This window comes from Aeromonas sp. ASNIH4 (assembly GCF_002934425.1).
GTDB lineage: Bacteria > Pseudomonadota > Gammaproteobacteria > Enterobacterales > Aeromonadaceae > Aeromonas > Aeromonas hydrophila.
In genome coordinates, this window is sequence record NZ_CP026217.1 from 557,124 (window position 1) to 583,910 (window position 26,787).

The window sequence follows — 26,787 nt, forward strand, 5'->3', positions numbered from 1 at the left end:
GGGGTAGTGATTGCGGTTTCTAGCGCAAAGCGTTTACTGCAACACTCTACCTCTGGGTATTCCTGCGCTTGGCCGGTCCAAACTTCATGATCAGCCCAGGGGTAGTCGTGCTCGATAGAGCCCCAGTTATACATGGCATGCTTGGTAAAGCGATATAGATGTACCTCGAGTGAAGAACTGCCGGTGTGAGGGTCGTAATCTATCACCTCTGGTGCCGCTTCGATGAATGCATCATCAATGTTCAAGCGAAAGTAGAGTGCAATATCCCCTTTCTGAGAATTTTCAGATCCACGACTAAGTTGGTAGGGTAATCCCCCCATTTTTAGGGGCATTCAAAAGTAGAGGTCATGCGGCCTGTGCCAGACGCTGTTTCGGCGTGTAGCCACCCAGCGCCATATTGGGCCGCTCATGGTTATAAACCCACAGCCAGTTCGTGGCAAACTCCTGTAGTTCATTCAGTGACTCAAACAGGTAATGGCCCAGCCAGTCGTAGCGCACCGTGCGGTTAAACCGTTCGATGTAGGCATTCTGCTGCGGATTTCCTGGCTGGATATAGCCCAGGGTTATCCCCTCCTGTTTCGCCCATCGCTTGAGCTCTTCGCTGATGTATTCCGGGCCATTGTCACATCGGATAATGGCGGGCTTACCTCGCCACGTGATCACCTGCTCCAGCGCCCGTTTGACTCGTGAGGCGGGTAAGGAGAAATCCACCTCGATGCACAGCGCTTCACGATTGAAGTCATCGATCACATTAAACAGCCGCACCGAGCGGCCATCGCTGAGCTGGTCATGCATAAAGTCCATCGACCAGCACTGATTAGGCTGGTCGGGAACCGCCAACGGCTCTGGCTTAGCCCGAACCAACCGTTTCCTGGGTTTTATCCGCAGATTGAGCTCCAGCGCCCGATAGATCCGGTATACCCGTTTGTGATTCCAGCCAAAGCCTTGGACGTTGCGCAGGTACAAAAAGCATAACCCGAAGCCCCAGTTGCGCTGGCTGGCCGTGATACGTAGCAGCCAATCGGCAATTTCCTGGTTTTCATCGACCAGCACGGGCTGATAGCGATAGCAGCTTTCACTGACCTTGAAGATCCGGCAAGCCAGACGGATGGATATGGCGTAGTGAGTCACGGCTTTGGTCGCCATCTCCCGGCGGGCAGATGGCGTTACCACTTTTTTGCCATGGCCTCGGTGATGATCTCTGCCTTGAGGCGCTCCTCGGCGTACATCTTCTTGAGGCGGCGGTTTTCGTCCTCCAGCTCCTTGAGTCGAGCCATGAGGGAGGCATCCATCCCCCCGAATTTGGAACGCCACTTGTAGAAGGTGGTCGTGCTTATGCCATGCTCGCGGCAGAGCTCCGGGACGGGAGCTCCAGCCTCAGCTTGTTTGAGGATGGCGATGATCTGGGTATCGCTAAAGCGTGATGTTTTCATGTAGAACCTCCTGCGTTCAAGGTACGGGAAAATTCTACTTATGAGCACCCTGGTTTTTCGGGGGGATTACCGTAGCAGTAATAAGATTGGAAAAGCGGCAAGAAACTCCAAGGCGCGCGAGAAGAAGGCCTGGATGTTGCCTTACCGACACCGTCGCCCTCCAGGCTACCCCAGAAACGAAAATCGGCGTCAGCGGCTTCACCAGCCAACTTATCCAGTTGTGGCAGGATCCGTGCGTAAAAGCCTTCTATCAGACGGTGAGCGTGTCTGACTTGGGTGACCAAGGACTGTGCTTGGGATATGTCCATCAGTTATCTCCGAACTAACGCCAATGTTGAAGTTGTTCGAGACCAGCAGCGAGGTCGATAGACCTAGTCATGTCCACCATAGGCTGCCAGCTCGGGATCATCGGAGCCATGCCATACAGCTCGAATGCATTCTGCCAGTCGCGTAGGATCGCTTTATCTTGGCGTGTCGAAAAATGCGCATTCTGTCGAAGCCAGTGACGGAGAGGTTCCCATTCACAGGCTGCCATGGGCTCAAACCTTACAGGCAAGGCTGACTGTTCAAGTGCCTCTGGCCCCACATTGCCCAAAGCGATAAAGTAAATCTTCTCGTACTCGGCATACGCCTCATTACGCTTCACTGCCTCAATTTGATTCAGCCACTGCATGCGAGACTGCGTACCACCAAACGGGGGTTTTACCTCAATGACGAACAGTTCTTGTTCAAAGTGCAGAACAACATCGGGCTCAACTTTATTTCCACTGGAATTCTCCAAATACGGTCATAACTCCAGTTCTTCAAAACCAGATAGCTCAACTGGTCGCCCAACCATAAACCCCAATAAAGCAGAGAGAGCACCATCGGAGAGATAGGGAACACGGCCAAAAAATGTGGCGGTGAGCAGATCCTCACTACGCTGAAACGCCTCACGCCAACTTACTGACTCCCCTTCCAACCCAATGCGACCCGCTTTGCTGCTTAAGATTGCCTGTAGCATCCGTCCTCCAGGATTCAAAAGAACATAAGCATCTATCGTACTACCAGTCGAAGTTAATAATTGCCAAATGGGGCACAATTTGGCCCTGAATGAAAAGAATCTCAGATATATATCATCTCCATGAACCTCGACCGGGGCTGCCTTTGCAGCCCCTTTTTCATTGGAGATTTTTATATGGCTCATCTCATCGACACCATGGCCTACACCGGCCAGACGCCTTGGCATGGCCTCGGCAATCTGTTACCCGCACAGCAATCGCTCGATATCTGGCTACAAGCTGCCGGGATGGATTGGACCATCGAGCAGAGCGACGTGATGTTTAACGTGGCTTCCGATGCCCTGCATATCCGCCCCTACAGCGATAGCAAGGTGCTCTACCGCTCCGATACCCTGACACCGCTCTCGGTAGTCTCCCAGCGCTATAACGTGGTGCAGCCCCACGAGGTGTTGCACTTTTATCAGGATCTAGTGGAAGCTGGCGGCTTTGAATTGGAAACCGCAGGCTCACTCAAAGGCGGTCGCAAGCTGTGGGCGCTGGCCCGTACCGGCCAGGACATGAAACTCAAGGGCGGGGATGTGGTGAAGTCTTACCTGCTGCTCGCCACCAGTTGCGATGGCACCCTCTGCACCACGGCGCAGTTCACTTCCCTGCGAGTGGTCTGCAACAACACCTTACAGATGGCGCTGCGTGACAGCAGCGGGGCCATCAAGGTCCCCCATTCGACCCAGTTCGATGCGACAGCAGTAAAAGAGTCGCTGGGACTCGGACTCTCTCATTGGGATGAGTTCAAAGCCCAGACCAAGGCATTAGCGCAACGCCCGGTCGCTCCTGAAGAGGCCCTGCGCTTCTTTAGTGACCTGCTGACCCAACCGTTGGATGACCAGAACATCATCCTCACCCGCCCAGTACAACGCCTGCACGAGCTCTATCAGGGCGCCGGGATGGGGTCTGATTTATCGAGCTCCTGCAATACTGCCTGGGGGCTGGTCAATGCGGTGACCGAGTACGTGGATCACCATCGCCGTGCTCGCAGTCAGGATCACCGGCTCGACTCCGCCTGGTTCGGACAAGGGGCGCAACTGAAAATCCAGGCGTTAAACCGGGCCCTCAACCTGTTGCAGTGATGGCCGTATCCATCTAAGATATAAACTAAAGATTATATTGGTGCGCTATGTGGACAGTAAAAACGACCGAGCTGTTTAATGCTTGGTTTGATGTGCAAGATGAAGCGACGCAGGAGAAAGTCTTGGCTGGGCTACTCGCCTTGGCACAAGGTGGCCCATCGGTAGGGCGTCCCCTGGTCGATACCATCAAGGGCTCGCGTTTTACAAACTTAAAAGAGCTGAGGGTGCAGCATCAGGGAGAGCCGCTACGTGCATTCTTTGCCTTTGACCCGCTGCGACAAGCCATCGTGCTTTGTGCTGGCAAAAAGGGCGGGAACGAGAAGCGGTTTTACAAAGAGATGCTGCCGTTGGCTGAGGCACAGTACGCCAGGCATCTGGCTGAGTTGGAGGAAAAGTAATGGGAAGAACACTTGACGATTTGCTGGCCTCCCGTTCAGAAGAGAGTCGGCAACGCATCCAGGAAATGGCAACCGAGCTGTTGCTGGAGGTGCGTATACAGGCGCTGCGCGAAGAGCTGGAGGTGTCGCAGGTTGAGTTGGCTAAGGCACTCGGTGTCAGTCAGCCTGCCGTCGTGGCGATGGAGCAGCGTGGCAGTGATATCAAGCTCTCCACCATGAAACGCTATGTTGAAGCGATGGGCGGCAAGCTGCGTGTAGATGTGGAATTGCCTACCGGCCGACACATCGGGTTCAACGTCTGACGCCGTTGCGACGACCCGTTAACAGACATCTAGCGATTTAGCTCGCCCATCAACACCCCATCCTGAGGCTGCAAATGCAGCCTATTTTCATTCCACCAGAAAGCAAAAATCCCCTCACCCGGACTGGCGTAAGCCAATCCGGGCGGGAGCATTTATGCCGTCAAGCAGGAGTCACGATGAAAGCAAAAGCCAAATACGGTCAGGCCATTCGTTTAGCCTCGACCTCCGACCTCCCTCGCGAACAGTGGCTGGCGATCCGCAAGCTGGGGATCGGCTCGTCCGATGCCGCCGTGGCGGTCGGCCTCTCACCCTATAAATGCCCGCTGTCGCTATGGCTGGAGAAAACCGGTCGCAAGGAGCCGGAAGATATCTCCCACAAGGAAGCGGTGCTGTGGGGTATCGAGCTCGAACCGGTCTTGGCGCAGGTCTACGCCAAGCGAACCGGTTACCGGGTACGCCGGGTCAATGCCGTACTACAGCACCCCGAACACACCTTTATGCTCGCCAATCTCGACCGGGAGGTGGTGGGTCACCCCGACGGCCCCGGCATCCTCGAAATCAAGACCGCCAGCTATCACAGTGCCCCGCAGTGGGAGGAAGGTGTGCCGGTCGCCTACCAGTGTCAGGTACTTCATCAGCTCGCCGTCACCGGTCATGCCTGGGCGGAAGTGGCGGTACTGATCGGGGGTCAAGATTTTCGGATTTACCGCATCGAGCGCGACGAGGAGAAGATCCGGGATCTCACCGAGCGTGAGGCGCAGTTCTGGCAGCAAGTCACTAGCAACCAGCAGCCCGAGCCCGATGGCTCGGAGGATGCAGGATCGGCGCTAGCCTGGCTATTTCCCCGTGATGATGGCGAGACGGTGGACTTGTCAGATTCGCCCGAGTTCAACCAGCTGTTCGGGGAGTTGCTGCATCTGCGCGAGCACAAGGAGGAAGTGGAGCTACGTGAATCGCAGATCAAGCAGCGGCTACAGGCCACGCTGGGAGCGGCTACGGCAGGACTCTTTGCCGATGGCAAGATCACTTGGAAACGCAGCAAGGATCGGCTGGCCCCGGACTTGGAACGGCTCGGTCAGGATCATCCCGATTTGCTCAGCCACTATGTCAAACCAGTGCCCGGCTCACGCCGTTTCACCATTCAAGCAGTTCACGCTGTCAGGAGACACACACCATGATCAAAGGACTGGCGATTACCCCGCCCGTGATTGGGCGGATCTGTATTGGCAAGCTGGTACAGAAAGAGGGGAAATGGGTACCGGAGAAGGACGACAGTTTCACCCTCACCACCCAGGTACAGCAGAAAGGGGGATGGTTGCTCCATCCCTTGCATCAACAGTTCGCTCAAGGGCATGAGCAGGCCAAGATCCGCGCCATTCCGGTACGGGTGCTGTTCAATGACAGCGATCTGAACCTGCGGGCAGAGTACAGCGCCTTTGACCGCCAAACCGGACGGCCGCTTTGTGTCGGCAATGGAGAGGTGGCAAAACGGGTGGGGGCGCAAGGGATGGAGGAAGTCAGTTGCCCCGGTCCGGAGCGCTGTCCCTACGGCCAGCAACAGGGCTGCAAGTTGTACGGACGACTGAACCTATTTGTGGAGGGGCAGGGGGATGAGCTCGGCAGCTTTATCTTTCGTACCACAGGCTATAACTCGGTACGGACCCTGGCGGCACGCCTCAAGTACTTCGAGGCGGTGAGTGGCGGCCTGACCCGTTATCTGCCGCTGACCTTACGGCTACGGGCCAAGAGCACCACCCAGTCCTACCGCACCCCGGTCTACTACGTGGATTTGACTCTGCGGGACGAGCTGACTCTGACGGAGGCAGTCGGCCAAGCACGGCAGGAATCGATGCAGGACGATGAGGCCGGGCTGACGATTAGCGAGATGGAAACGGTGGCCCGAGCCTTGCTGCGTAATGGTCAGTTCGAGGATGTGGATGAAGAGGTGCCAATGCTACTGGAAGAGTTTTACCCCCAGGTGGAGGAAGGGGAACATTCGACTGCCGAACCGGCACCGCAAACAGTGGCCCAACCACGGGGAACGCGAGCACGGGCATCCCCGTTAACCAATAAATTGGGTAAAGGTGCTACACCGATACCCGGTGCGCCCTAACTCAGGATTTGGCCAGGCGCTCGACCAACCGTTCAAACGTCTCCAGCAGCAACGCCCGGTCGTCGCTGTCCAGCCGGGCGAGTTTCTGCCCCAAGACGATACCCTGCTCAGTTGGGCGCGGGCTGGTTTCGCGCAAGAAATCGGCCAGCTCGCACCCAAACAGCTGAGCCAGTTCAGCCAGCCGGGCAATGGTCGGCACCACGATACCGCGCTCCATCCGAGAGACGGCTTCCATCCCGATCTTTAGGTGCTCTGCCACCTGTTCCTGGGTCAGTCCTGCCTGCTGGCGCTGCCGTCCAATCGCCTTACCCACGCTTTTAGCCAGCAACTCAACTTTGATGTTCGTCATAAGTCCTCCAATCAACCCATATGGTTGAATGGAGACCCATTGACATGAAGGACCTGTAGGGTTGAATATCAACCTATTAGATCTTTTTCATTGAAATACATGGACCTGAATTGAATGGAGCTCTCCCTACGATCTAACACCTGACTCTCCCACGATGGCTTTGGTCATCTGCCAGCACGCCTGCTGACAACACGTTTATCACGCTCAACCAACCGACCATCTCGTCGGATAGGTTCCTATTGCCAAAAATCATAAAATGGAGAACAAACATGTTAATCCCACTGCTATGGATCGGACTTGCTCTACTGCTAGGTATTGTTGCCTCTGGCAACGGGCGCTCATTCTGGGGTTGGTTCATGCTCGGACTGCTTATCGACCCAATTTTGGCTGGATTATTTTACTGGTTGATTTGCAAAGACTGACATAGCGTTCACCTGATGCACATGCTTATGCGTCAAGGATTAATAATTAAGGTTGACAATATGGGTCTTTTTAAAACACTCACAACAATAAATGGCAATAGCTTAGGTGGTCTTATTATCAAGCTCATTTATAAAGTACCTAAGATGAGCGACGAGGCGATTATTGATATTGTTGCAGGTAGAAAATGGGCTCCTGAATTCATCAAGATTTTAGCTGCCAAAGAAGGCGCGAAGCGTTCTCTGAAGATATAACATCACAGGGTATCGTCATGATGCCCTTTCTTTTTATGGCCCCGACCAATGGGATTCAAAAATATGCAAATAATACGAATGCTACGAGTGGCAACGATGGTAGCTCTGCTAAGTTGCTCGGGCACAACCTTTGCTGCCGATAATGCACTACAGATTGAATCGAAAATCCCCACCACCCTCAGCGGAACACTCGGCTATGCCAGTCTGCAATATTGGATAGAAGTGCCAGGCAAAGGGAATGTGGAATTACTCACCGATGCCGACGATGAGGGAGGGCTTATCGAGCTCGTAGGGAAACCGGTATCGCTCAACGGCGCCATGGTGACCTACTCAAACGGGAGTGTCTATTTCGAACCCAAATTCTCGGCCCCAACCTCACCTGGACTATCCATCAGCCAGCAAGACGACGGCACCATCGAGGTAGCCAATGGCGAGCAGGTACTGTTGAGCACTGACATGTACCATTCCATTACCATCAAACATGAGCAACCACTGGCTCAGGGAAAAGCCGTGTTACTCGAACTCAACACCGGGGGAGTCGCCTGCCCAGTACTCTATCAGCTGGCCGTCATCCGTTCGGATGCACTTCCCCTGCTCACTCCCACCTTCGGCACCTGTAGCGACCTTGGCAAGCTGAAGCATGACACCAACGGCTTCACGTTGGCCCTGCCAGGCAACCCTGCCGAAACCTGGGCCTGGGATTCCCGTACCCTGACGTTGCACAAATAGCGTCGTCACTTTTCCACACTGATAACAGGGCACCCACAAGGTGCCCTGTTTCGTTTTTATGCCTGACCACAAGGAGTTAACTTCATGTCTCGATTCACCCCAGGCGATCATCTGGTGACCGCTCGCCTCGGTTATACCCACCACGGCCTCTATGTCGGGGGCGACCTCGTTATCCACTACCAGGGGCCTAATCTCGGCCTACCCGGTGAAATCGTGATGACCTCTCTGGATGCGTTTTCCGATGGTAAGCCGGTCTGGTGCAAATTTTGCCCTGTCAGGCGGTATGACCGAACAGCGAGCCTCAAACGTGCCCGTACACGGCTGGGCGAGCATCGATACGATGTGTTGTTCAGTAACTGTGAACACTTCGTGATGTGGTGCATCCACGGTATCCACCACTCGACACAGGTTAGTCAGGTAGCAACGGCGGTGGCGAAAGCGGCCCTTCGTACTCCACAGACTACTATCATTCCCCCAGCTATGACTGTGTTGAGCCGCGAGCGCACAACGTCTGATTACATAACGCTCGCCACCTCTGCTATCACCCTGACCACCCTCGCGACATCGCCAAGCTGGGTCCCCCTGGCAACCGGCGCATTAGCCGTTCACGCAGTCAGCCGCCTCTGGTCCTGGCTCACCGACTGAGCCACTGCCTACCCTCGCACAACAAGGAGCACAACCTATGACTATTCCCTTCTACCGGGACGGCTTTGCCCTGCCCGTCACCCCCGCCCTGCTGGCTCTGCTCAGTCAGGAAGCCGAACGAACCGATCTCGATCTGGGGCGCTGCACCCAGCTGACCTTCAACTTCCGTAACCCCGGTTACAGCGCCGAGCAAGGCGGCGTACATCCGGTCGAGATACGCTTGGTGCGCGGTCTTGACGACTGGCTGTTCGATTACGTCACTGATTTCAGCTATCAGGGATTGGGTCAGGATGCAGAGCTCTGCAAGGAGCTTGATTTCAACTTCCTCGACGGCGAACACAGCATGTTGGGCTGGGGACCGCTGCGGCTGGCAGAAGCACGGGAGCTGTTCGATATCTGGCAGCGCAACTTCATTGGCTACTGCCGGTTGGAATGCTTCAGCGTCACGGTTAGCGGCGATTAGGAGGTGTGTGATGACTAACGAACTGCCGCTCTCCCATACCTCACGTCAGTGGTTGGGCCTGGTCGCGGCCAAAGCCAAACTGCAGCCGACTCACCAGGGCGAGCGCTGGTTGCTGCATCTGACTCCTGGTAGCCCAAACGCTCGCACCGTTACACTGCACCTGCGCTGGTATGGGGGGCAGTGGCAACTGCTCTCCCTCACCAATGCCGAGGACTGGCGCACCATGAGCCATCCCGTGGATGAAATCTGCGTTGACCCTAAGCGTCGTTGTTTTTGGCGCAGCCAGGCAGGACCGGTTTCTCTCACCGAGCAACCCCGTGTGTTGGCAAGTTTCCTGGCTGACCTGCAGCGTACCTGCACTAATCACGGTTATCGCGTGGAGAGTGACCCCTTACCGCAAGAGGAGACACACGATGTCCAAACAACCGATAGCCGTTGAGCTGGAAGCCATCAATCGAGAGGGGGAAACTCAGGTGGTGCGTGACAGTGGCCTGACCGTGCAGGACTACAGCGTCTACCTGCGGGCTGTGGAGGGCAGTGGGTTGGCGCTGGCCACCTAGGTAGCTGACTACGACACCATAGGACCGGCCTACCAACTGGCGGAACGGCTGAGCGTTGCGCTCGCTATCCTACTCAACGTACTGGTCCCCGGACCGCTGATGCCGGTGAAGCGCGCCCCTACAGCCGGAACAGGAGCAGAAGCCGCCACCAAGGCCAACTGAACACCCCTCACAGTGAACCAACAACCGCTCTACCTTTAACCCTGACATGCTTTATGTGTGCCGGGGTTTTGTTTATTTGGAGAACCCCACATGCGTTACCACAAACTCAAAGCCGGGGAATGCCCCGGCACCTATGTCGTCACCGAACCCGTGACCGAGCAAGACCTGTTGCGTATCGCCAATCAGATTGCTCGCAAGCGTCTTGCCAAAGGCTCCGCCATCACCAGTACCACAGAGGCCGCTGAGCGGCTGCAGACCCTGCTGCAGGACCGGGAGCACGAAGTGTTTGGTGCACTGTTCCTCGACTCCCAACATCGTGTACTGGCCTTTGAGGAGCTGTTTCGCGGCACCTTGGACAGCGCCAGTATCTACCCACGGGAAGTGGTCAAGCGGGCCATACTGCTCAACAGTGGGGCCATCATCGCGGTGCACAATCACCCCAGCGGTGACCCGGAACCCAGTCAATCTGACAGGGTCTTTACCCAGGCCCTCAAAGAAGCCTTGGCGCTGGTCGATGTGCGATTGCTTGACCATCTGGTGGTCGGTGCTGAGGGCTTAGTCTCGATGGCCGAAAGAGGTCAGCTATGAACCAGACCCCAGGCAAAACCCACCTCACCGCCCTCGATATCCTCATCGAGTTGCGCTGTTGGCTGGCAGACAACGTCGAGATGCAGACCGAGCCCGCCATCGTGGCTCACCTGCCTAACGGCTCCCCGCTCACCCAGGCCGATAGTATCGAGGCTATTGATGCGCTGCTGCATCAGCTGCGCCATTAGTCCGTTCCAAAAGAGAAATGAGCGATGCGATTACCTAACCCCTATTCCCTTGAGGAAACCCTGAGCAAGCTGCGCCATCGTCTGGCTACTGCCTGCAACGAGGAGGCGCTGGCATTACTGGAAAAAGCCGTCACCAAGGCGCGTGATGACGAGGGTTATGCCAGGCAGCTTGAAGAGGCCTTGCAGCGGGGATCCACCATCGAGATCCGCGAATGCCTCAGCTGCTTTGGCGACTACTTCGAGCGCTCCCGAGACGCACCGCCCTATTACCTGCATCACGATGCCGTCAACGGCATTGATTGTGCGCTCTACGCCATCCTGTTTGATGCGGCTTACCCAGACGCAGAGCAGGCGCACGAATAACGCCAGCATCCCCAAACCCGGATCATCCGCGCCAACACCATGATCCGGATATTCCGATCCCCCCAGCAAGGCCACCTCACTACAGGTGGCCTTGTTCATTTCAAGGAGTCACTCAATGTCTGCCTTCATGATTGACCGCAAGGATTACCTAGCCTTTGCCGTGCAGCTACATCGCTTTTGCAATGCCCCCATGCCACCGCACTACACCCTGGAGCTACTGCGCACCCTCTGGTGGCAGCCGCCAGCAGACACGACCAGCACCTGGACGTGGCGGGTTGACCGGCTGGTACGGTTGATGATGCTCGCCAATCGCCGTGCTGTTTGGCATCGCTATCAGCTTGGGCGTCAGCAGGGCCACAAGGAACCACATCAGCACCGCTCGAACAAGCTGGGGCCGCTTAAACCTGCCCATCGTTACCACCAGGCACCACTCACCGATGCCGAACTGGTAGCCCTCTACAAATTCACCTGCTGCGCCCTGTACCAGTCGAGCGAATGGAGCGGGAGTCCTGAGCAGGCCCCACGGCTGGTGAAGGTAATACAGCAGTTGCAGCAGGCGCTGGCGCAAGACGTGCTGACCCGGCTGTCACTGTGGGAGCAAGCACCCTGGGGAGAGATGTGATGGATCTCTACATCACCCTGACAGTGGCAAGCTCGCCACCGAGTTCAATGGCCCACCTAGCCCAACGTGTCGCCGATGACATGGCACACCTGCATCACCGTCTAGGGGATGGGGTGAGCGATGAACTGGGCATCAGTATCAGCTATCTGGTCGAACAGTTTGCGCTGCTGGCAGCTGCTTACCGTTCACCGGAGGAAAAGGAGAAACACCCATGATCGAATTCAACGACAGCTTTAGCCAGGCCTCCGTAGCGGAGGCCATGTGTGCTCACTCAGGGCTTGCCAAGCTCATCAGTCAGCAGTTGATGCTGCCGGGCTTTGCCTATGCCCACGATGTGGAGGGGCGACGTATTGGTGGCCCGCTGGTGGCCCCCAACCCTGTGTTGCACAAGACCACGCTCTTTGTCAGTCCACGGGATATGCGTGAGCACCTGCCACGAGAGATTAACTTCGCCCGCTTTCGCTGCGCCTGTAATGCAGCGGGTCAGCCGGTCGGTGAGTGGCAACGGGTAATTGTCGGGGCCTACGTCAACCACGGTAGTAATGACAAGCCGGATTGGAGTAGTCACACCTGAGCCACGGCCACCAGCACACACCCATGCTCCCATACAGCCCCTCACTCCGAGGGGCTGTTTGCATTTGAAGGAAGCCCAACCATGCACGACCTGCGTGATTACAAGACCCTGACCGCTCGGCAGATCACCACTGCCATCGGTCAGCTCAACCACAACACCGCGCCGAAGATAATGACCCACCTGGGATTGCGGGCCAGGCAGCCGCAACCACTCGGTAATGGCCGTAGTAGAGCCAAAGCCCTCAAGCTGCTGCGCAGAGTCAAGAAGGCCCACAAGGCGGGGCGTATCCCGTTTGAACTTACAGTGACCGGCTGCCGCATCGACCGGGGTAGCCATCAGGCTGACCGCTACTATTACGACCGAACACTGCTGGCTCAGGGCTGGCAGCAGTACGACACCGAAGAAGATGCGTGGTACTTCGGCATCTGGATTAACACAGAAAGGCTGGAGACCTTTACCTACGCCGAGGGCGACACCCACCATGTGATTGCGCCAAACGTTGAGGCGTTTCGTACCGAGCTGGCGCGGCTCTACCAGTACCACCCGCAAGCCCCGGCGTTTATCAGCATCGACCCGGAAGCGGGCACGGTGACCCACCATTTTGAAGCCAAACCGGAGGTGTGAAATGGCTAAGAACATCACCATCAAGGTGCCCGGCAAACATCCGCGAACCGGCGAGATCACCACCTTTGAGCTTAAGGGCCAACGCATCGATATCGGCATCGGCGGCCAGGCCGTGCCTTTCCTCATTCACGGTAGGGGGATAGGAACGTCCCTCACTCACATCCCGAGCGGATACCGCATCGCCCTGCTCGGTGGCTGGCTCACCGCTCGTTACGCAATACCTGAAAATAAGCCCAGCAGAACGGCATGCGCCCAGATGGCCATAGACCGGCTGGTGGCTCAATACGGCTCGCTGCACCTGCTGGACCGGCTGAATGGCAAACTGGTTATCAATGAGATGGCTGACTGCGCTCGTTGACGCCAACCGTCTCGCTCATCCACACACAGCATAAAGGGCCAGCCTTCACAGGCTGGCCCTTTGCAACACTGGAATCATCGAACATGACCCGTCTAATCATCGGGCTCGAAGTGCATCGCTATGCCCCCGAGCTCAATAAACTGCATCTGCGTAACCGGCAGACGTTATCCGCTCCCGGTATCACCACCATCAAAGAGGCCAAAGCCCGTCTATTTGGCCGCTGGCAGCCTGGGCATCAGGTAACCATCACCGTGAGCCATCCCGATTACGTCAATCTCTCCCGGCTCTACCGGGGGCGACTGGCCAGTCTGACAGAACTCCCGGAGCATCTGAACAGACTGCGCCAGCGCCACAATGTGCCCGGCACAATCATCCACACCCAATTGAGGTATCGCTAATCATGACCACGACAACCATCCACACCCAGGACCAACAACCCGCAGCGCCAGACCACCCCACCCGGATTTTTGCGCAGTGGGGTTTGCCCCATAACGTGACGCCGCGCTTTGGGGCTCGTCTCATTCAAGAGCATCATCGCCTGCACTTTCTGTCAGATCGGGCCTCACTGGTAGGCGAATGGCAGGAGGAGGCTATAGACCGGCTGGAGGCTGCCTTACCTACCATCATCAAGGAACTGGAAGCCAAGCTGCTGACCGGCGAACTGGATGCCCAGCGCCAGCAACGTATCACTATCCAGCATGGAGGCTTTACCTGCGAAGCCGATACCCTTGGCAGCCACGGCTATGTCTACTTAGTCATTTACCCAGCGACGAACATGGACGCCAATCCTAAGCGCAAGACGTGACCACCAATCCGCTTGTGGTTACATTTTGGCACCTACTCATCCGTGATTAATGGGATAGGTCGTGGGGAAGGCCAATTCATGGCCTTTCCTTTGTTTTTTTGCCCGCTAACGTGAGACGTTGACCATTTCATCTCTGCAATAACAACGATGCGCAGTGATCACCTTTCGCGTGACATTACGCATAGTGCTGCGGGGTTCATTTGTATAAACTGCCCGCCAGATAATGGATAGACGACTGACGGGCCGGACTTTTTCTCGCCGATGCATCACCTTGGCTGCATCGCCTTCTGTTGACCCACCACCCTGGATAGGTCCCTGCTGCGCCCGCAAGGCTCGGCATGCGCCGTTCCGTCAGTCTGACGACTTGGCCCGCATCCTCACCTTGGCTTTCGCGCAGGTGGGTTATGACGGCAATACGCATAACCGGAGAACCCCATGACCGACCCCAACGAGCTCAGCCAAGCGCTGCTGGCCGCCGTTCCTGAAGATGGCAGCAGTATCGGCAACCAAGCCCTGATGGAAACCTTGAAAGCCCAATTCAGCGACCTGACCGATGAGGACTTTACCGCCGCACGCGAGGCCCTGCTGGAACAGGGCGTTCTGCGCAAGGGGCGCGGGCGGGGCGGTGCTGTACTCCGGGTGTTGGAAGGCGACGCCGCCGTTGCTGCACCACGCAAAGCGAAAGCCAGTGGCAAGGGCAAGCAGGCCAAGGATGCGCCGCAAGCGACAGGTATCGAGGGGCTGAAGAAGACCCTGTGGGCTGCCGCAGACAAGCTGCGTGCCGACATGGACGCCGCCGAGTACAAGCACATCGTGCTGGGCCTTATCTTCCTCAAGTACATCTCTGACTCCTTCGCCGCCCGTCGCGCCGAGCTGACCCGCCGCTTTGCCGATGAGAGCGACGAGTACTTCCTCTACGACTGTGACGATGAGCTGCTGGCCGAGGAGCTGGAAGACCGCGACTACTACCGTGAAGTAAACGCCTTCTGGGTACCGGAAGGGGCCCGTTGGGAGGGGCTACGGGCCCATGCCAAGCAGGCCGATATCGGCAAGCGCATTGACGATGCGCTGACCCTGATCGAACAGGAGAACCCACGGCTCAAGGGCATCCTCGACAAGCGCTACGCCCGAGCCCAGTTGCCCGATGGCAAGCTCGGCGAGCTGGTGGATCTGGTTTCCAAGATTGGCTTTGGCAGTGATGTCGGTGAAGCACGCGACATCCTGGGGCAGGTCTACGAGTACTTCCTTGGCGAGTTTGCCAGTGCCGAGGGCAAGAAGGGGGGCCAGTTCTATACCCCTGCCAGCATCGTCAAGACGCTGGTGGCGGTGCTTGCTCCCCATCATGGCCAGGTTTACGACCCTTGCTGCGGTTCAGGCGGCATGTTCGTGCAGTCGGAGAGGTTTATCGAAGCCCATGGCGGCAAGCTGGGTGATGTCTCCATCTACGGTCAAGAGTCGAACCCGACCACTTGGCGGCTGGCTGCCATGAACCTCGCCATCCAGGGGATGGACTACAACCTCGGGCGCGAAAACGGTGATACCTTCACCCGCAACCAGCACCCTGACTTGCGTGCCGACTTTGTACTGGCCAACCCGCCGTTCAATATCAGCGACTGGTGGCATGGCAGCCTCGAGGGGGATCCGCGCTGGGTCTACGGTACGCCGCCTGCGGGCAACGCCAACTATGCGTGGCTGCAGCATATGCTCTACCACCTCAAGCCCAATGGCCGCGCCGGTATCGTGTTGGCCAACGGTTCGATGAGCTCTAGCCAGAACAGCGAGGGCGACATTCGCCGTGCCATGGTGGAGGCGGACGTGGTGGAGTGCATGGTGGCGCTGCCGGGGCAGCTGTTCTTCAACACCCAGATCCCCGCCTGCCTTTGGTTCCTCGCCAAGAACAAGACCCGCCGCCAGGGCGAGGTGCTGTTTATCGATGCCCGCAAGCTGGGCACCATGATCAGCCGGGTGCAGTGCGAACTCGATGAGAGCGCAATTGCCCGTATCGCCGATACCTTCCACGCGTGGAAAGGGGACGGGGAGTGCGAGCAGTCTTACGAGGATGTAGCGGGCTTCTGCCGCAGCGTAACCCTGGCCGAGATTGCCGAGCACGGCCATGTGTTGACCCCTGGCCGCTATGTGGGCGCCGAAGAGGTGGAGGAGGACGATGAGGCCTTTGCCGACAAGATGGCTCGCCTAACCAAACAACTCGGCGACCAGATGACCAAGGGTGCAGAGCTGGACCAGTTGATTAAGCAGAAGCTGGGGGGGCTTGGTTATGAGCTCTGAAGTTCCTGAATTCAGTCTCAATAGCTTATGTAGCTTAGTGGTCGACTGCCCTCACGCTACCCCTAAGTGGACTGATTATGGCTATGTCGTGTTACGTAACCAGAACATTAAAAATGGGCGTCTTGATCTAAGCTCTCCCAGTTTTACAGATGAAGCTCATTTCAAAGGGCGGATACGTCGAGCTGCACCTCAGCCCGGTGATCTTGTGATTACTCGTGAAGCTCCAATGGGGGATGTTTGCCAAATTCCAGATGGATTGGTTTGTTGTCTTGGTCAGCGGCAGGTCCTTTTACGGCCTGATCCTGAAAAGGTCGATGCTCGCTATCTGCTGTTCGCTTTGCAGTCTCCTTACCTTAAGCACCAAATTGGTTGGAATGAGGGAACCGGCTCGACAGTGAGTAATTTGCGTATCCCTGTTCTTGAAGCACTTAAAATTCCCTGCCCGGCATTAGAACAACAACAAGAAATTGCTATGGTTCTCGGTACCATCGACGACCGTATCGCCTTGCTGCGGGAAACCAATGCCACGTTGGAGGTTATCGCGCAGGCGCTATTCAAGTCGTGGTTTGTTGACTTCGACCCGGTCCATGCCCGTGCTCGTGGCGAGCAACCAGCAGGTCTGCCCCCCGAGGTCGCAGCCCTGTTCCCCGACAGCTTCGAAGAGTCCGAGCTTGGCATGGTGCCGAGGGGGTGGAAGGTTGTGTCGGTTGGCGACGTAGCAGAGGTAGTCAAGGGCAAGTCTTACTCCAGCAAGGATTTGGTCGATTCGCATGACACTGCGCTCGTTACCCTGAAATCCTTTGAACGTGGCGGCGGGTTTCGGTTGGATGGCTTCAAACCCTACAGCGGAGCCTACAAGCCAAGCCAAGTTGTTGTGCCGGGCGATTTGATTATTGCTTATACCGATGTGACGCAGGCGGCTGAACTGATTGGCAAGCCGGCTATCGTGGTTGGCGTTGAAAACCACCAAACGTTGGTGGCATCCCTTGATGTAGGGATCGTCCGGCCGGTTGAGGACAATGTTAGTCGGCAGTTCCTGTATGGCCTGTTCCGAACAGAGCCGTTCCAGAGCCATACGTTTGCTCACACGTCCGGGACAACAGTTCTGCACTTGGCAAAGGATGGCGTTGGCTCGTTCGAGTTTGCATGCCCACCCGTTGAGCTGGTCAAGGCATTTACAGAGATCGCTGATTCACTGGCCGAACGCCGCCAGACTAACATCGACCAAATGCGAACCCTCGCCACCCTGCGCGACACGCTGCTGCCCCGTCTGATCTCCGGTCAACTGCGCTTGTCGGATGCTGAGGCACAACTGAGCGAGACCGGGCTATGTCAGTAACTCAGGAAGGCTACCGGAACTACCTGTTAGCCCGGCCGATGACGGCTAATACCGTGGACTCGTACTGCTCAGGTATTAACCACCTTGCTAGGCACTGTGGGCTGGACCTGTGGTCTATCACCGATATTGTTCAACTAGAGTCACTGCTTGCCAGTTATGACTTAGGGGGGGAGTTGGCTGAGGAGGGCAATTACGGGAATGGGGCTGCACGTAATGCGCTGCGTCAATTTCGTGATTATGTCGTCAGCCAGTTGCAGGATGTTAAAAACGTGGATGGTACATCCGAATATCAGGCATTTTGGGACTCCCTTGGTGCGCGTGAGCGAGAGTGGGCTCAATGGGTGATTGACGAGGCGACTCAGCGTTTCCCTAAAGCGGATCAATGGATTAATAGAGGAGGGCCAAGCTGGGTTCTGGGAATCAAGCCAAAAGGTGCCTCTAAAGCCATTTCGCAAGTATTGAGAATCGCTCGAGACCAAGGAAAAAAATTGTGGTGTACCGTTCTGCTAAAAGGGGAACGCTATGCTGCCATTACGCCTGAGCCAAAGCATGGAGAGCTCCGGTATCAGGCTGACACCAGTGAAAGTGTTTCAGCTTGGTTTGATAGTACCGTGGTGCCCTTGATAAAAAATGAGAATATCAATGTAAACGGACACAGTAATCGGCCTGTCGGTGCGCCTTCAGTTCCACAGAAGTCAGAGACGAACATCATGAATGACCTAGTTCCCCTGAATCAGATCCTCTATGGCCCGCCCGGCACAGGTAAGACCTATCACACCATTAACAAGGCGCTGGCCATTCTGGACCCTGAGTGCTGGTCCCAATACGACAAGGATGAAAGCCCAGAGGCCCGCAAGGCGCTTAAGGCGCGCTTTGATGAGCTGGTCAAGGAGGGACGTATCGACTTTGTGACCTTCCACCAGAGCTTCAGTTATGAGGACTTTGTGGAGGGGATCCGGGCTGAGAGTGATGGAGACAGGGGTCAACTGACTTATGACGTGGTTGATGGTGTCTTCAAGCGCATGTGTGACGCGGTGGCAGCCAAAGTCACGCGCAGCGACAGCCATGAGGCGATGACGCTGGAGGGACGCCGGGTCTGGAAGATGTCACTTGGAAATACCAAGGGGGATGATGCTCATATCTTTGATGACTGTATTGAAGAGGGGGTGATCCGTCTGGGGTATGGAGGCGCGCATGATTACAGCCAATGTAAGAGCCGTGAAGAGGTGCAGGCTCTGCTGGAGCAATCAACTGGCAAGATAGATAACGCATATGACTACACCGTTACCAGCGTGATGACGCTGGTGAACCGGATGAAGGTTGGCGACCTAGTTGTTGTGACTGATGGTAATTTCAAGTTCCGGGCTATTGGTGAGATTAAAGGGGATTACCGACGGGAACTTCATCCCGATTATGATGATGGTTATGCTCAGGTTCGTCCGGTCAAGTGGCTATGCCAGTTCAGTCCCTCGCTCCCATGTAGTGAACTGATCAACGGTCGCTTTAGTCAGATGACGCTCTATGAATTGAAGGCTCCGACCTTGATCCCGGAGAAGCTGCTTGCTCTGGTCAATGCCACTGCATCACAAGCTGGGTCGCAGAGTGAACCTGGTGCCACGCCATCAAACAAACGCGTATTGATCATCGACGAGATCAACCGGGGCAATGTTTCGCGTATCTTCGGTGAGCTGATCACCCTGATAGAACCCAGCAAGCGGGCTGGTGCAAGTGAGGCGCTGACCACTACTCTGCCTTACTCCAAGCGCCCCTTTAGCGTACCGGACAACCTCTACCTTATCGGCACCATGAACACCGCCGACCGCTCCTTGGCCGGACTCGATATCGCGCTGCGCCGCCGCTTTGTGTTTGAGGAGATGCCGCCCAAGCCTAAGTTGCTTAAGGAGGTAGTGGTTAAAGAGAATGGCGTGAGCGTCGACATCCGCGAACTGCTGACGGTAATCAATCAGCGGATCGAGGTGTTGCTGGATCGCGACCACTGTCTGGGTCACGCCTACTTTATGCCGCTAAAAGCCGAGCCAACACTGGAGCGACTGAACGCGATCTTCCAGAACCAGATCTTGCCGCTTCTGCAGGAGTACTTCTTTGAGGACTGGCAGCGTATTGCCTGGGTGCTCAATGACCATCGCAAGAGCAGCGCTGAGGCGATGTTCCTCAAGCCTCCCCAACTCGATATCAAGACCCTGCTTGGTGATATAGCGGTTGGGGGGCAACGCCAACGTTGGACGGTGAACACCGATGCTTTTAAGAATCCTGCTGCCTATGCCCTGACAATTAAGGGTGACCGGGAGGCAAAGTGAAGGCTCCCATTACGGTTCGTGAGTACGACCGACTGGTTGTGAGAGATAACTGCGTGCCAGTTCAGGCACATCCTGATATCGATCAAGTGGATTTTGATTGGCTCTGTCAGTTGAGTCAGCGTTATAAGGTCACCCATGCTCCTGCCCTGATACAGGTGGAAGATAGCCGGACCTTGCAACTGGACAACTACGTGGGGGTGATAGAGACCCCCACCGGGCAGGTGATCGAGATCCTGCCCAAGACCGCCAGTGAGGGTGCCCCACCCGAGCATGGCCGCGAGTTGATCCGCCGGATGCTGGAGCGAGCCCTGGATCTGCCCCCCCGTGAAACGGCGGAGGCGTCGCTGGAACGCTTTGATATGCCGCTCAACGAGTGGGTTATCGCGCGCTTTTTGGCCGAGCTCGATCAGCTGGTCAAACGCGGCGTGCGCAGTGACTATCAGCGCCTTGAGGCGACCGAGCCGTTCTTGCGTGGTCAGCTGGATGTCGCCCGGCAGATGCGCCCGCCACCGGGCCGGGGCCACCACTTTGCGTTACGTTACGACCTCTTCTTGCCCGACCGGGCCGAGAACCGGCTGCTCAAGCGGGCGCTGGAGACCGTCGCCAATGCGACTCAGCATCCGGACAACTGGCGGTTGGCACAGGAACTGCGTCACTTGCTGGCGGATGTGCCTGCCAGCCGTGATGTGGAAGGGGACTTCAGACTGTGGCGACATGACCGCTTGATGGCTCACTATCAAGGTGTTCGGCCGTGGTGTGAGCTCATCCTCTATCGTGCCATGCCGAGTGCCCTGAATGGTGAGTGGCGCGGCATCAGCCTGCTGTTCCCCATGGAGAAGCTGTTCGAGCGCTATGTAGAGTCGTGCCTGCGCGAGCAGCTGTTGCCCGATGCCAACCTCAAAGCCCAGGTGGCCAGTCAGTACCTTTGCACCCAGCAAGGCAGGCAGATGTTCCGGTTACAGCCGGACCTCTTGTTGCAGCACGGCAACAAGCGTTGGGTGATGGATGTGAAGTGGAAGCGGCTCGATAGCAGCGACCGTGACGGCAAGTACGGCATCAGCCAGGGTGACCTATACCAGCTGTTCGCTTATGGCCACAAGTACCTGACCGAGCAAGATTATGGTCATCTGGTATTGATTTATCCATCATGGAGCCAGCTCAAAGTTCCACTCGAACCTTTTTGTTATGATGCCCGCCTGACGTTGTGGGTCTTGCCGTTTGACTTGGCTGCCAGTTCGTCCCACCGGCTGATATTGCCTTGCCAGCCGAGGGCGGATTCTGCGTGCGAACTGCGTTTGCCACTGAGGCCCACCGAGCCCGCCTGACGGGCGTTTCTCCTTGTTGATGAGTGATGGTGCATGACCGAAGATCAGTTGGAACAAGAGGTGCTGGGGTGGTTGGCCGAGGTGGGCTATCGCGTGGTGTGTGGCTACGACATTGCCCCCGATTCTGATAACCCGTGGCGTGAGCAGTTCCAGCAAGTGCTGCTGCGCGAGCGCTTGCGGGAGGCGATTGCCCGGCTCAACCCCTCCGTGCCGCTGGTGGCGCGTGAAGATGCGCTGACCCAAGTGGTCAACCTCGATACCCCGGCGCTGCTGTCGGCCAACCGGGCATTTCACCGCTTGCTGGTGAATGGAGTGCCAGTCCAGTACCAGCGCGATGGCGAAACGGTGGGGGACTTTGTCCGCCTCGTTGACTTCGAGCAGCCCACCGCCAACGAGTGGCTCGCCATCAACCAGTTCTCTATCAAGGGGCCCAAACACACCCGCCGCCCCGACATCATCCTCTTCATCAACGGGCTGCCGCTGGTGGTGCTGGAGCTCAAGAACCCGGCCGACGTGCATGCCGACATCTGGAAGGCATTCGACCAACTGCAGACCTACAAGGAGCAGATCCCCGACCTGTTCCAGTACAACGAGATCATGATTGCCTCCGATGGTAGCGAGGCGCGGATGGGATCGCTGTCTGCGGATGCCGAACGCTTTATGCAGTGGCGCACTGTGGATGGGGTCAACCTCGACCCCTACGGCGAGTTTGGCGAGCTGGAGACCATGGTGCGCGGCATTCTGACCCCGGCCATGTTGCTCGATTACCTGCGCTTCTTCGTGCTGTTTGAAGATGATGGCCGGTTGGTCAAGAAGATCGCCGGTTACCATCAGTTCCATGCAGTCAGGGCGGCCATCGAGCAGGTGGTGCTCGCATCGCGTCCAGACGGCAGCCACAAGGGCGGGGTGGTGTGGCATACCCAGGGCAGTGGCAAGAGCATCACCATGACCTGCTTTGCGGCCCGGGTGATGCGAGACGCCGCGATGGAGAACCCGACCATCGTCGTCATCACTGACCGCAATGACCTTGATGGCCAGCTGTTCGGGGTCTTCTCACTCTCGCAAGATCTGCTGCGCGAGGAGCCGGTGCAAGTGAGTACGCGAGGTGACCTGCGTGACAAGCTTGGCAACAGGCCCTCCGGTGGCATCGTGTTCACGACCATCCAGAAGTTCATGCCCGGCGAGGATGAGGACACGTTCCCTGTGCTCAGCGACCGCGCCAACATCGTGGTCATCGCGGATGAAGCACATCGAACCCAGTACGGTTTCAGCGCCTCGCTCAAAGCGCCAGGCAAGGTTGCAGAAGGGGCTGCGCGCTATCAGGTCGGGTATGCACAGCACTTGCGCGACGCGCTGCCCAACGCGACGTTCGTGGCCTTTACCGGTACGCCCGTATCAGCGGAAGACCGCGACACTCGCGCCGTCTTTGGCGACTACATCCACGTCTACGACATGCAGCAGGCCAAGGACGATGGTGCCACGGTTGCCATCTACTACGAGTCACGCTTGGCCAAGTTGTCACTTAATAACGAAGAGCTTCCCCACATCGACGACGAAGTGGATGAGTTGGCCGAGGATGAGGAAGAGAGCGAGCAGGCCAAGCTTAAGTCACGGTGGGCAGCCTTGGAGAAGGTGGTTGGCAGCAAGCCAAGAATTGAGCGGGTTGCCGCCGATCTGGTGGCCCACTTCGAAGAGCGCAATCAGGCGCAGCATGGCAAGGCCATGGTGGTCGCCATGAGCCGCGAGATTTGCGTGCACTTGTATGATGCCATCGTGGCCCTGCGCCCCGACTGGCATGACCCGGACCCCGACAAGGGGGCCATCAAGATCGTGATGACCGGTAGCGCTTCTGACAAGGCATTGCTGCGGCCCCACATCCATGCCACCCAAGTGAAGAAACGGCTGGAGAAGCGGTTCAAAGACCCGAGTGACCCGCTCAAGCTGGTCATCGTGCGTGATATGTGGCTGACCGGCTTCGATGCGCCCTGCGTGCATACCCTCTATGTGGACAAGCCGATGAAGGGCCACAACCTGATGCAGGCGATTGCACGGGTGAACCGGGTGTTCAAGGACAAGCAAGGCGGGCTGGTGGTCGATTACATCGGGATCGCCAACGAGCTCAAGAGCGCCATCAAGGAGTACACCGCCAGCAAAGGACGGGGCAAGCCGACCGTCGATGCCCATGAGGCCTACGCGGTGTTGGAGGAGAAACTCGATATCCTGCGTGCCCTGCTGCATGGCTTTGATTACAGCGACTACCTCACCGGTGGCCACAAGCTGCTCGCCGGGGCCGCCAACTTTATTCTTGGCCTTGAGGATGGCAAGAAGCGCTTTGCCGACAACGCGCTGGCGATGAGCAAGGCGTTCACGCTCTGCTGCACCCTTGACGAGGCCAAGGCAGTGCGGGAAGAAGTGGCCTTCTTGCAGGCGGTCAAAGTGTTGTTGACCAAGAAGGCGATCTCCCAAAAGAAGAAAACCGACGAAGAGCGCGACTTGGCCATTCGCCAGATCATCGGCAATGCGGTGGTATCGGGCGATGTGGTCGATGTGTTTGAAGCGGTGGGGCTCGACAAGCCCAATATCGGCCTGCTCGATGATGAGTTTCTGGCCGAGGTGCGCAACCTGCCGGAGCGCAATCTTGCGGTGGAGTTGCTGGAGCGACTGCTGGAGGGGGAGATCAAGTCGAAGTTCGCGACCAACCTCTCCCAGGAGAAGAAGTTCTCGGAGATGCTGACCAAGGTGATCGCACGCTATCAGAACCGCTCCATCGAAACCGCACAGGTGATCGAGGAGCTGATCGACATGGCCAAGAAGTTTGCCGCCGTAAGCAAGCGGGGGCAGGCCTTGGGCCTTAACGATGACGAGCTCGCCTTCTATTGGCTAATAACATCATGTCGATCAGCCAATAACATCATGCCGATCACTTTTTTTCTGCCCGCGTTTATAGCGTCTTCCTTTTACTCCGCCTGATCGGCATCGGTCAAGTTGGCGCCCTGTTTTCTCATCGATTCTCCCGTTAAGGTCACGCGCACCGCTCTGTGGATCAGTCGGTCCAAGATCGCCTCGGCGAAGGTTGCCTCTCCGATCATCCCGTACCACTTCTCCACCGGCAATTGGCTCGCCACTATCGTTGAGACGTTGCCGTAGCGGGTATCGATGATCTCCAGCAGGTTGCTGCGTTCGCTCGCGTCCAGCATCTCCATGCCCCAGTCATCCAGGATCAGTACCCCTATGTTGCTTACCCGCTCCAGCAGTTTCGGATAGCTGCCATCCGCTTGGGCCAGTCGCATCTCTTCAAGTAGGGTTTTCAGCCGGTAATACCGCACGCCCACTCCTTGCCGGATAAAGTAACGGCCCAGGGCACACGCCAGGTAACTCTTGCCACAGCCTGCCGCGCCCGTCAGCAGCAGATTTTGTTGATGACTCAGCCAGTGTCCTTCCAGCAGTTGGCGGATCTGCGCTTTGCTCACGCCTCGACCCGCCCGATAGTCGAGCTGCTCCACCTGTCCGGCTAGCCGGAACCGGGCTTGCTTCTCCAGGCGGTTGGTTTTCCTCTGCTCCCGCTGCACCAGCTCATGGCTCAGTAATAGTTGCAGCCGCTCTTCAAAACCCATATCCAGGTACAGCATGCTCTGGGCCTGCTGCTGGTTCAGAGCCTGTTTCATGCCGCTCAAGTGCAGGCGGCTTAGTTGTTCATCGAGGTGTAATTGCATCGGCTTCTCCTGATCCGTGGGGTTAGTGGAAGTAGTGCTCGCCATGGACATTGTCATGACGGATGTCTTGCAGCGGATCCTGTCGCTCGTTGGCAATGAGTTGTTGCTCCTCCAGGCCATGCTTGAGCATGCTGCGGATGTTGTGCAGCCGGTTGGCGCCGGTCAGGTGCCCCCGGAGGCAGGCCGCTTCCAGCCGCTCCTTGCCATAGGTTTTGCTCTGCCCCAGCAAGGCCAGGCAAGGGCGCACCGCTTGCGTCGAATGCTCTGCCTGCCGGATAAAGCCATCCACCCAATGCGTGGTGTAGGGGCCGATGGACGCCGCCCAGCCAAGCAGTCGCTCCGGCGACCACTCCAGCAGTGCCTGATGATGCGCGGGCATGTGTTCACGCAGGCTGCTGTGCTGGCCTTTGTGATGACTCCGCTGGTGTTCGGCCACGATCTTGCCCGCGTGGTACAGCGTGACGGTATGCTCGGCCAGATGCGCCTCCAGCCGCTTGCCCTGCAAGGCATAGGGCACTGAGTAATAGTGCTTTTCCAGATCGACGTGGTAGTCCTTACCAACCAGCACCGGCACTACTTTGGTGTAGTGATAGGGATAATCCGGCAACGGCTTGAGCGCCGGTGCATCGAGCTCGGCAAACAGTGAGGCACGGCAGCCAGGCAGCTTCTGGAAGGATTTCTGGTTGAGCCGGGTCAGCAGTTCACCCATTCGCTGATTGAGCTGGGCCAGGCTATGGAAGGTTTCATGACGCAGCACCGCCAGGATCCAGCGGGTGACGATCTGCACGCCCACCTCCGCCTTGGACTTATCCTTCGGCTTGCGGGGCCGCGCGGGCATGATCGCCGTACCGAAATGGGCCGCCAGCATCTGGTAGGTAGGGTTGAGATCCGGATCGGTATTGCGCGCCACGCTGACGGCACTCTTGAGGCAATCAGGTACCACCAATTGCGGCACACCGCCAAAGAACTCGAAAGCGCGCTTGTGGCTCATCACCCAGTCATCGAGCTGCTGGGAGCGGGTGGCCTCGGCAAAGGTGTAGTTGGAGGCCCCCAGCACGGCGACAAAGATCTGGGCCCGGTAAAGGATCTCGCCGGTATGCGGATCGACAATGGGCATGGTCTGGCCGCAGTAGTCGACAAAGAGTTTTTCGCCCGCAATATGGGTCTGCCGCATCGAGGGTTGCAGCAGGGCCGCCCACTCTTTATAGAGCCGACAGAAGTGGTTGTAGCTGTAGTGGGAGCCTGGATGGCGCTCGGCGTACTCCTGCCATAGCAGCTCGAGGGTCACGCCTTTTTGACCTGGTTTTTTGAGTTCCTGATGCAACAAGGCCCAGTTGGGAGTGGGTTTGTGCTGAGTTTTATGGACAGAGCAGGTCTTGAGAAATGCGCGCTCCAGGGAGACATCATCCCAGGACTCAGACAGGGGCCAGGTCATGATACCCAGTTGAGCCGCCCGGTTGAGGTAATAGGATACGGTGCTAGGAGAGATATGCAGGCTGAGGGCGATCTGCCGATGAGCCAGTTGAGCCTGATATTTAAGGCGAAGAATTTCTTTGAGTTTTCTCACAGTGATAGGCCTCGCAGACATGCACGTTCCTCTGTTGGAGCAGATGGGAAAGTGCGGGTTTAACGAAGCGGGGAGAAAAAGTCACCAATAACATGGATGCCGATCATGGTTTCCCATCGAGGGTAAAAAGTGATCGGCGTGGGATGTTATTGAGTGATCGG

General features: G+C 57.0%; 32 protein-coding genes. 26 read left to right on the forward strand and 6 right to left on the reverse strand.

The annotated features are described in order from the left end of the window. Nucleotides 1–345: 345 nt before the first annotated feature. The 3 genes from C2U40_RS02610 to C2U40_RS25980 all read right to left on the reverse strand — a co-directional run bounded on the left by C2U40_RS02610 (nt 346) and on the right by C2U40_RS25980 (nt 2,619). Nucleotides 346–1,433 (reverse strand): IS3-like element ISKpn10 family transposase gene (locus C2U40_RS02610; protein ID WP_099368947.1). Its coding sequence is split into 2 segments (ribosomal slippage): nt 346–1,181 and nt 1,181–1,433, totalling 1,089 coding nucleotides; the frame shifts between segments, so codons are not numbered across the junction. Nucleotides 1,434–1,755: 322 nt separating this feature from the next. After that, on the reverse strand, nt 1,756–2,214 hold the full coding sequence (locus tag C2U40_RS02615; RefSeq protein ID WP_103828989.1) for a hypothetical protein: 459 nt from the start codon (nt 2,212–2,214) through the stop codon (nt 1,756–1,758). Between the two features lie 6 nt (nt 2,215–2,220). After that, nucleotides 2,221–2,619: a hypothetical protein gene (locus C2U40_RS25980; RefSeq protein ID WP_146054403.1), complete on the reverse strand. Its 399-nt coding sequence runs from the start codon at nt 2,617–2,619 to the stop codon at nt 2,221–2,223. Between C2U40_RS25980 and C2U40_RS02625 the strand changes: the two genes are divergently transcribed. The 5 genes from C2U40_RS02625 (at nt 2,611) to C2U40_RS02645 (ending at nt 6,374) form a co-directional block, all read left to right on the forward strand. Next, entirely contained in the window at nt 2,611–3,561 is a 951-nt protein-coding gene (locus C2U40_RS02625) for a DUF932 domain-containing protein (RefSeq protein WP_103828991.1), read from the forward strand. The genes C2U40_RS25980 and C2U40_RS02625 overlap by 9 nt on opposite strands. Before the next feature lie 47 nt (nt 3,562–3,608). Further along, entirely contained in the window at nt 3,609–3,959 is a 351-nt protein-coding gene (locus C2U40_RS02630) for a type II toxin-antitoxin system RelE/ParE family toxin (RefSeq protein WP_103828992.1), read from the forward strand. Then, a complete protein-coding gene (locus C2U40_RS02635) occupies nt 3,959–4,261 on the forward strand; it encodes a helix-turn-helix domain-containing protein (protein ID WP_042046566.1) in 303 nt (100 codons plus the stop codon). The genes C2U40_RS02630 and C2U40_RS02635 overlap by 1 nt, the downstream gene beginning before the upstream one ends. A 176-nt stretch (nt 4,262–4,437) precedes the next feature. After that, nucleotides 4,438–5,439, forward strand: a complete 1,002-nt coding sequence (locus tag C2U40_RS02640; protein WP_103828993.1) for a YqaJ viral recombinase family nuclease — start codon at nt 4,438–4,440, stop codon at nt 5,437–5,439. Continuing rightward, complete coding sequence (locus C2U40_RS02645) at nt 5,436–6,374, forward strand: recombination directionality factor (protein ID WP_029303610.1); 939 nt, start codon at nt 5,436–5,438, stop codon at nt 6,372–6,374. Before C2U40_RS02640 ends, C2U40_RS02645 begins: the two co-directional genes overlap by 4 nt. 1 nt (nt 6,375) lies before the next feature. Here C2U40_RS02645 and C2U40_RS02650 read toward each other — a convergent pair whose 3' ends face one another. After that, nucleotides 6,376–6,723 (reverse strand): helix-turn-helix domain-containing protein, encoded by a 348-nt coding sequence (locus C2U40_RS02650; protein WP_029303609.1) that lies wholly within the window; start codon nt 6,721–6,723, stop codon nt 6,376–6,378. 482 nt (nt 6,724–7,205) lie between these two features. Here C2U40_RS02650 and C2U40_RS02660 point away from each other — a divergent pair, with 482 nt between their 5' ends. From C2U40_RS02660 to C2U40_RS02760, 21 genes are all read left to right on the forward strand, one after another. Continuing rightward, nucleotides 7,206–7,397, forward strand: coding sequence for a hypothetical protein (locus C2U40_RS02660; protein ID WP_146054404.1), 192 nt, complete (start codon nt 7,206–7,208; stop codon nt 7,395–7,397). Between the two features lie 96 nt (nt 7,398–7,493). Next, entirely contained in the window at nt 7,494–8,126 is a 633-nt protein-coding gene (locus C2U40_RS02665) for a hypothetical protein (protein ID WP_233768813.1), read from the forward strand. An 84-nt stretch (nt 8,127–8,210) separates the two neighbouring features. Next, nucleotides 8,211–8,771 carry a lecithin retinol acyltransferase family protein gene (locus tag C2U40_RS02670; RefSeq protein WP_029303605.1) on the forward strand — a complete coding sequence of 187 codons (561 nt, stop codon included), beginning with the start codon at nt 8,211–8,213 and terminating at the stop codon, nt 8,769–8,771. Nucleotides 8,772–8,808: 37 nt separating this feature from the next. After that, nucleotides 8,809–9,234 carry a DUF2787 domain-containing protein gene (locus C2U40_RS02675; RefSeq protein WP_029303604.1) on the forward strand — a complete coding sequence of 142 codons (426 nt, stop codon included), beginning with the start codon at nt 8,809–8,811 and terminating at the stop codon, nt 9,232–9,234. Between the two features lie 10 nt (nt 9,235–9,244). Further along, a complete protein-coding gene (locus C2U40_RS02680) occupies nt 9,245–9,673 on the forward strand; it encodes a hypothetical protein (RefSeq protein WP_080706231.1) in 429 nt (142 codons plus the stop codon). Then, nucleotides 9,648–9,794: a hypothetical protein gene (locus C2U40_RS26670; RefSeq protein WP_225159555.1), complete on the forward strand. Its 147-nt coding sequence runs from the start codon at nt 9,648–9,650 to the stop codon at nt 9,792–9,794. Before C2U40_RS02680 ends, C2U40_RS26670 begins: the two co-directional genes overlap by 26 nt. 252 nt (nt 9,795–10,046) lie before the next feature. Further along, nucleotides 10,047–10,544 (forward strand): RadC family protein, encoded by a 498-nt coding sequence (radC, locus tag C2U40_RS02690; RefSeq protein ID WP_042045083.1) that lies wholly within the window; start codon nt 10,047–10,049, stop codon nt 10,542–10,544. Beyond that, nucleotides 10,541–10,732 carry a hypothetical protein gene (locus C2U40_RS02695; protein WP_029303518.1) on the forward strand — a complete coding sequence of 64 codons (192 nt, stop codon included), beginning with the start codon at nt 10,541–10,543 and terminating at the stop codon, nt 10,730–10,732. Before radC ends, C2U40_RS02695 begins: the two co-directional genes overlap by 4 nt. A gap of 24 nt (nt 10,733–10,756) precedes the next feature. Continuing rightward, nucleotides 10,757–11,095: a hypothetical protein gene (locus C2U40_RS02700; protein ID WP_181014944.1), complete on the forward strand. Its 339-nt coding sequence runs from the start codon at nt 10,757–10,759 to the stop codon at nt 11,093–11,095. A gap of 115 nt (nt 11,096–11,210) precedes the next feature. After that, on the forward strand, nt 11,211–11,717 hold the full coding sequence (locus C2U40_RS02705; protein WP_077098445.1) for a hypothetical protein: 507 nt from the start codon (nt 11,211–11,213) through the stop codon (nt 11,715–11,717). Then, nucleotides 11,717–11,932: a hypothetical protein gene (locus tag C2U40_RS02710; RefSeq protein ID WP_029303599.1), complete on the forward strand. Its 216-nt coding sequence runs from the start codon at nt 11,717–11,719 to the stop codon at nt 11,930–11,932. The genes C2U40_RS02705 and C2U40_RS02710 overlap by 1 nt, the downstream gene beginning before the upstream one ends. Next, on the forward strand, nt 11,929–12,291 hold the full coding sequence (locus C2U40_RS02715; protein WP_043170869.1) for a hypothetical protein: 363 nt from the start codon (nt 11,929–11,931) through the stop codon (nt 12,289–12,291). The genes C2U40_RS02710 and C2U40_RS02715 overlap by 4 nt, the downstream gene beginning before the upstream one ends. An 81-nt stretch (nt 12,292–12,372) precedes the next feature. Next, nucleotides 12,373–12,915, forward strand: coding sequence for a hypothetical protein (locus C2U40_RS02720; protein WP_103828994.1), 543 nt, complete (start codon nt 12,373–12,375; stop codon nt 12,913–12,915). 1 nt (nt 12,916) lies between these two features. Continuing rightward, complete coding sequence (locus C2U40_RS02725) at nt 12,917–13,273, forward strand: hypothetical protein (protein ID WP_043850493.1); 357 nt, start codon at nt 12,917–12,919, stop codon at nt 13,271–13,273. An 83-nt stretch (nt 13,274–13,356) separates the two neighbouring features. After that, the gene (locus C2U40_RS02730; RefSeq protein WP_043850492.1) at nt 13,357–13,671 is read left to right on the forward strand and encodes a hypothetical protein; all 315 of its coding nucleotides are present in this window, start codon (nt 13,357–13,359) and stop codon (nt 13,669–13,671) included. Between the two features lie 2 nt (nt 13,672–13,673). After that, nucleotides 13,674–14,078 (forward strand): type IV toxin-antitoxin system YeeU family antitoxin, encoded by a 405-nt coding sequence (locus C2U40_RS02735; protein WP_103828995.1) that lies wholly within the window; start codon nt 13,674–13,676, stop codon nt 14,076–14,078. Between the two features lie 435 nt (nt 14,079–14,513). Next, complete coding sequence (locus C2U40_RS02740) at nt 14,514–16,364, forward strand: class I SAM-dependent DNA methyltransferase (RefSeq protein WP_103828996.1); 1,851 nt, start codon at nt 14,514–14,516, stop codon at nt 16,362–16,364. Next, nucleotides 16,354–17,703 (forward strand): restriction endonuclease subunit S, encoded by a 1,350-nt coding sequence (locus C2U40_RS02745; RefSeq protein ID WP_103828997.1) that lies wholly within the window; start codon nt 16,354–16,356, stop codon nt 17,701–17,703. Before C2U40_RS02740 ends, C2U40_RS02745 begins: the two co-directional genes overlap by 11 nt. Next, nucleotides 17,694–20,021 (forward strand): AAA family ATPase, encoded by a 2,328-nt coding sequence (locus tag C2U40_RS02750; protein ID WP_233768814.1) that lies wholly within the window; start codon nt 17,694–17,696, stop codon nt 20,019–20,021. The genes C2U40_RS02745 and C2U40_RS02750 overlap by 10 nt, the downstream gene beginning before the upstream one ends. A 110-nt stretch (nt 20,022–20,131) precedes the next feature. Further along, the gene (locus tag C2U40_RS02755; RefSeq protein WP_233768815.1) at nt 20,132–21,346 is read left to right on the forward strand and encodes an McrC family protein; all 1,215 of its coding nucleotides are present in this window, start codon (nt 20,132–20,134) and stop codon (nt 21,344–21,346) included. Between the two features lie 33 nt (nt 21,347–21,379). Beyond that, complete coding sequence (locus tag C2U40_RS02760) at nt 21,380–24,316, forward strand: type I restriction endonuclease subunit R (RefSeq protein WP_233768816.1); 2,937 nt, start codon at nt 21,380–21,382, stop codon at nt 24,314–24,316. Here C2U40_RS02760 and istB read toward each other — a convergent pair. Both istB and istA read right to left on the reverse strand, forming a co-directional pair. Then, nucleotides 24,304–25,059 carry an IS21-like element ISAs27 family helper ATPase IstB gene (gene istB / locus C2U40_RS02765; protein ID WP_043851824.1) on the reverse strand — a complete coding sequence of 252 codons (756 nt, stop codon included), beginning with the start codon at nt 25,057–25,059 and terminating at the stop codon, nt 24,304–24,306. The genes C2U40_RS02760 and istB overlap by 13 nt on opposite strands. A 22-nt stretch (nt 25,060–25,081) precedes the next feature. Then, nucleotides 25,082–26,647: an IS21-like element ISAs27 family transposase gene (istA, locus tag C2U40_RS02770; protein ID WP_043851823.1), complete on the reverse strand. Its 1,566-nt coding sequence runs from the start codon at nt 26,645–26,647 to the stop codon at nt 25,082–25,084. Nucleotides 26,648–26,787: the final 140 nt, after the last annotated feature.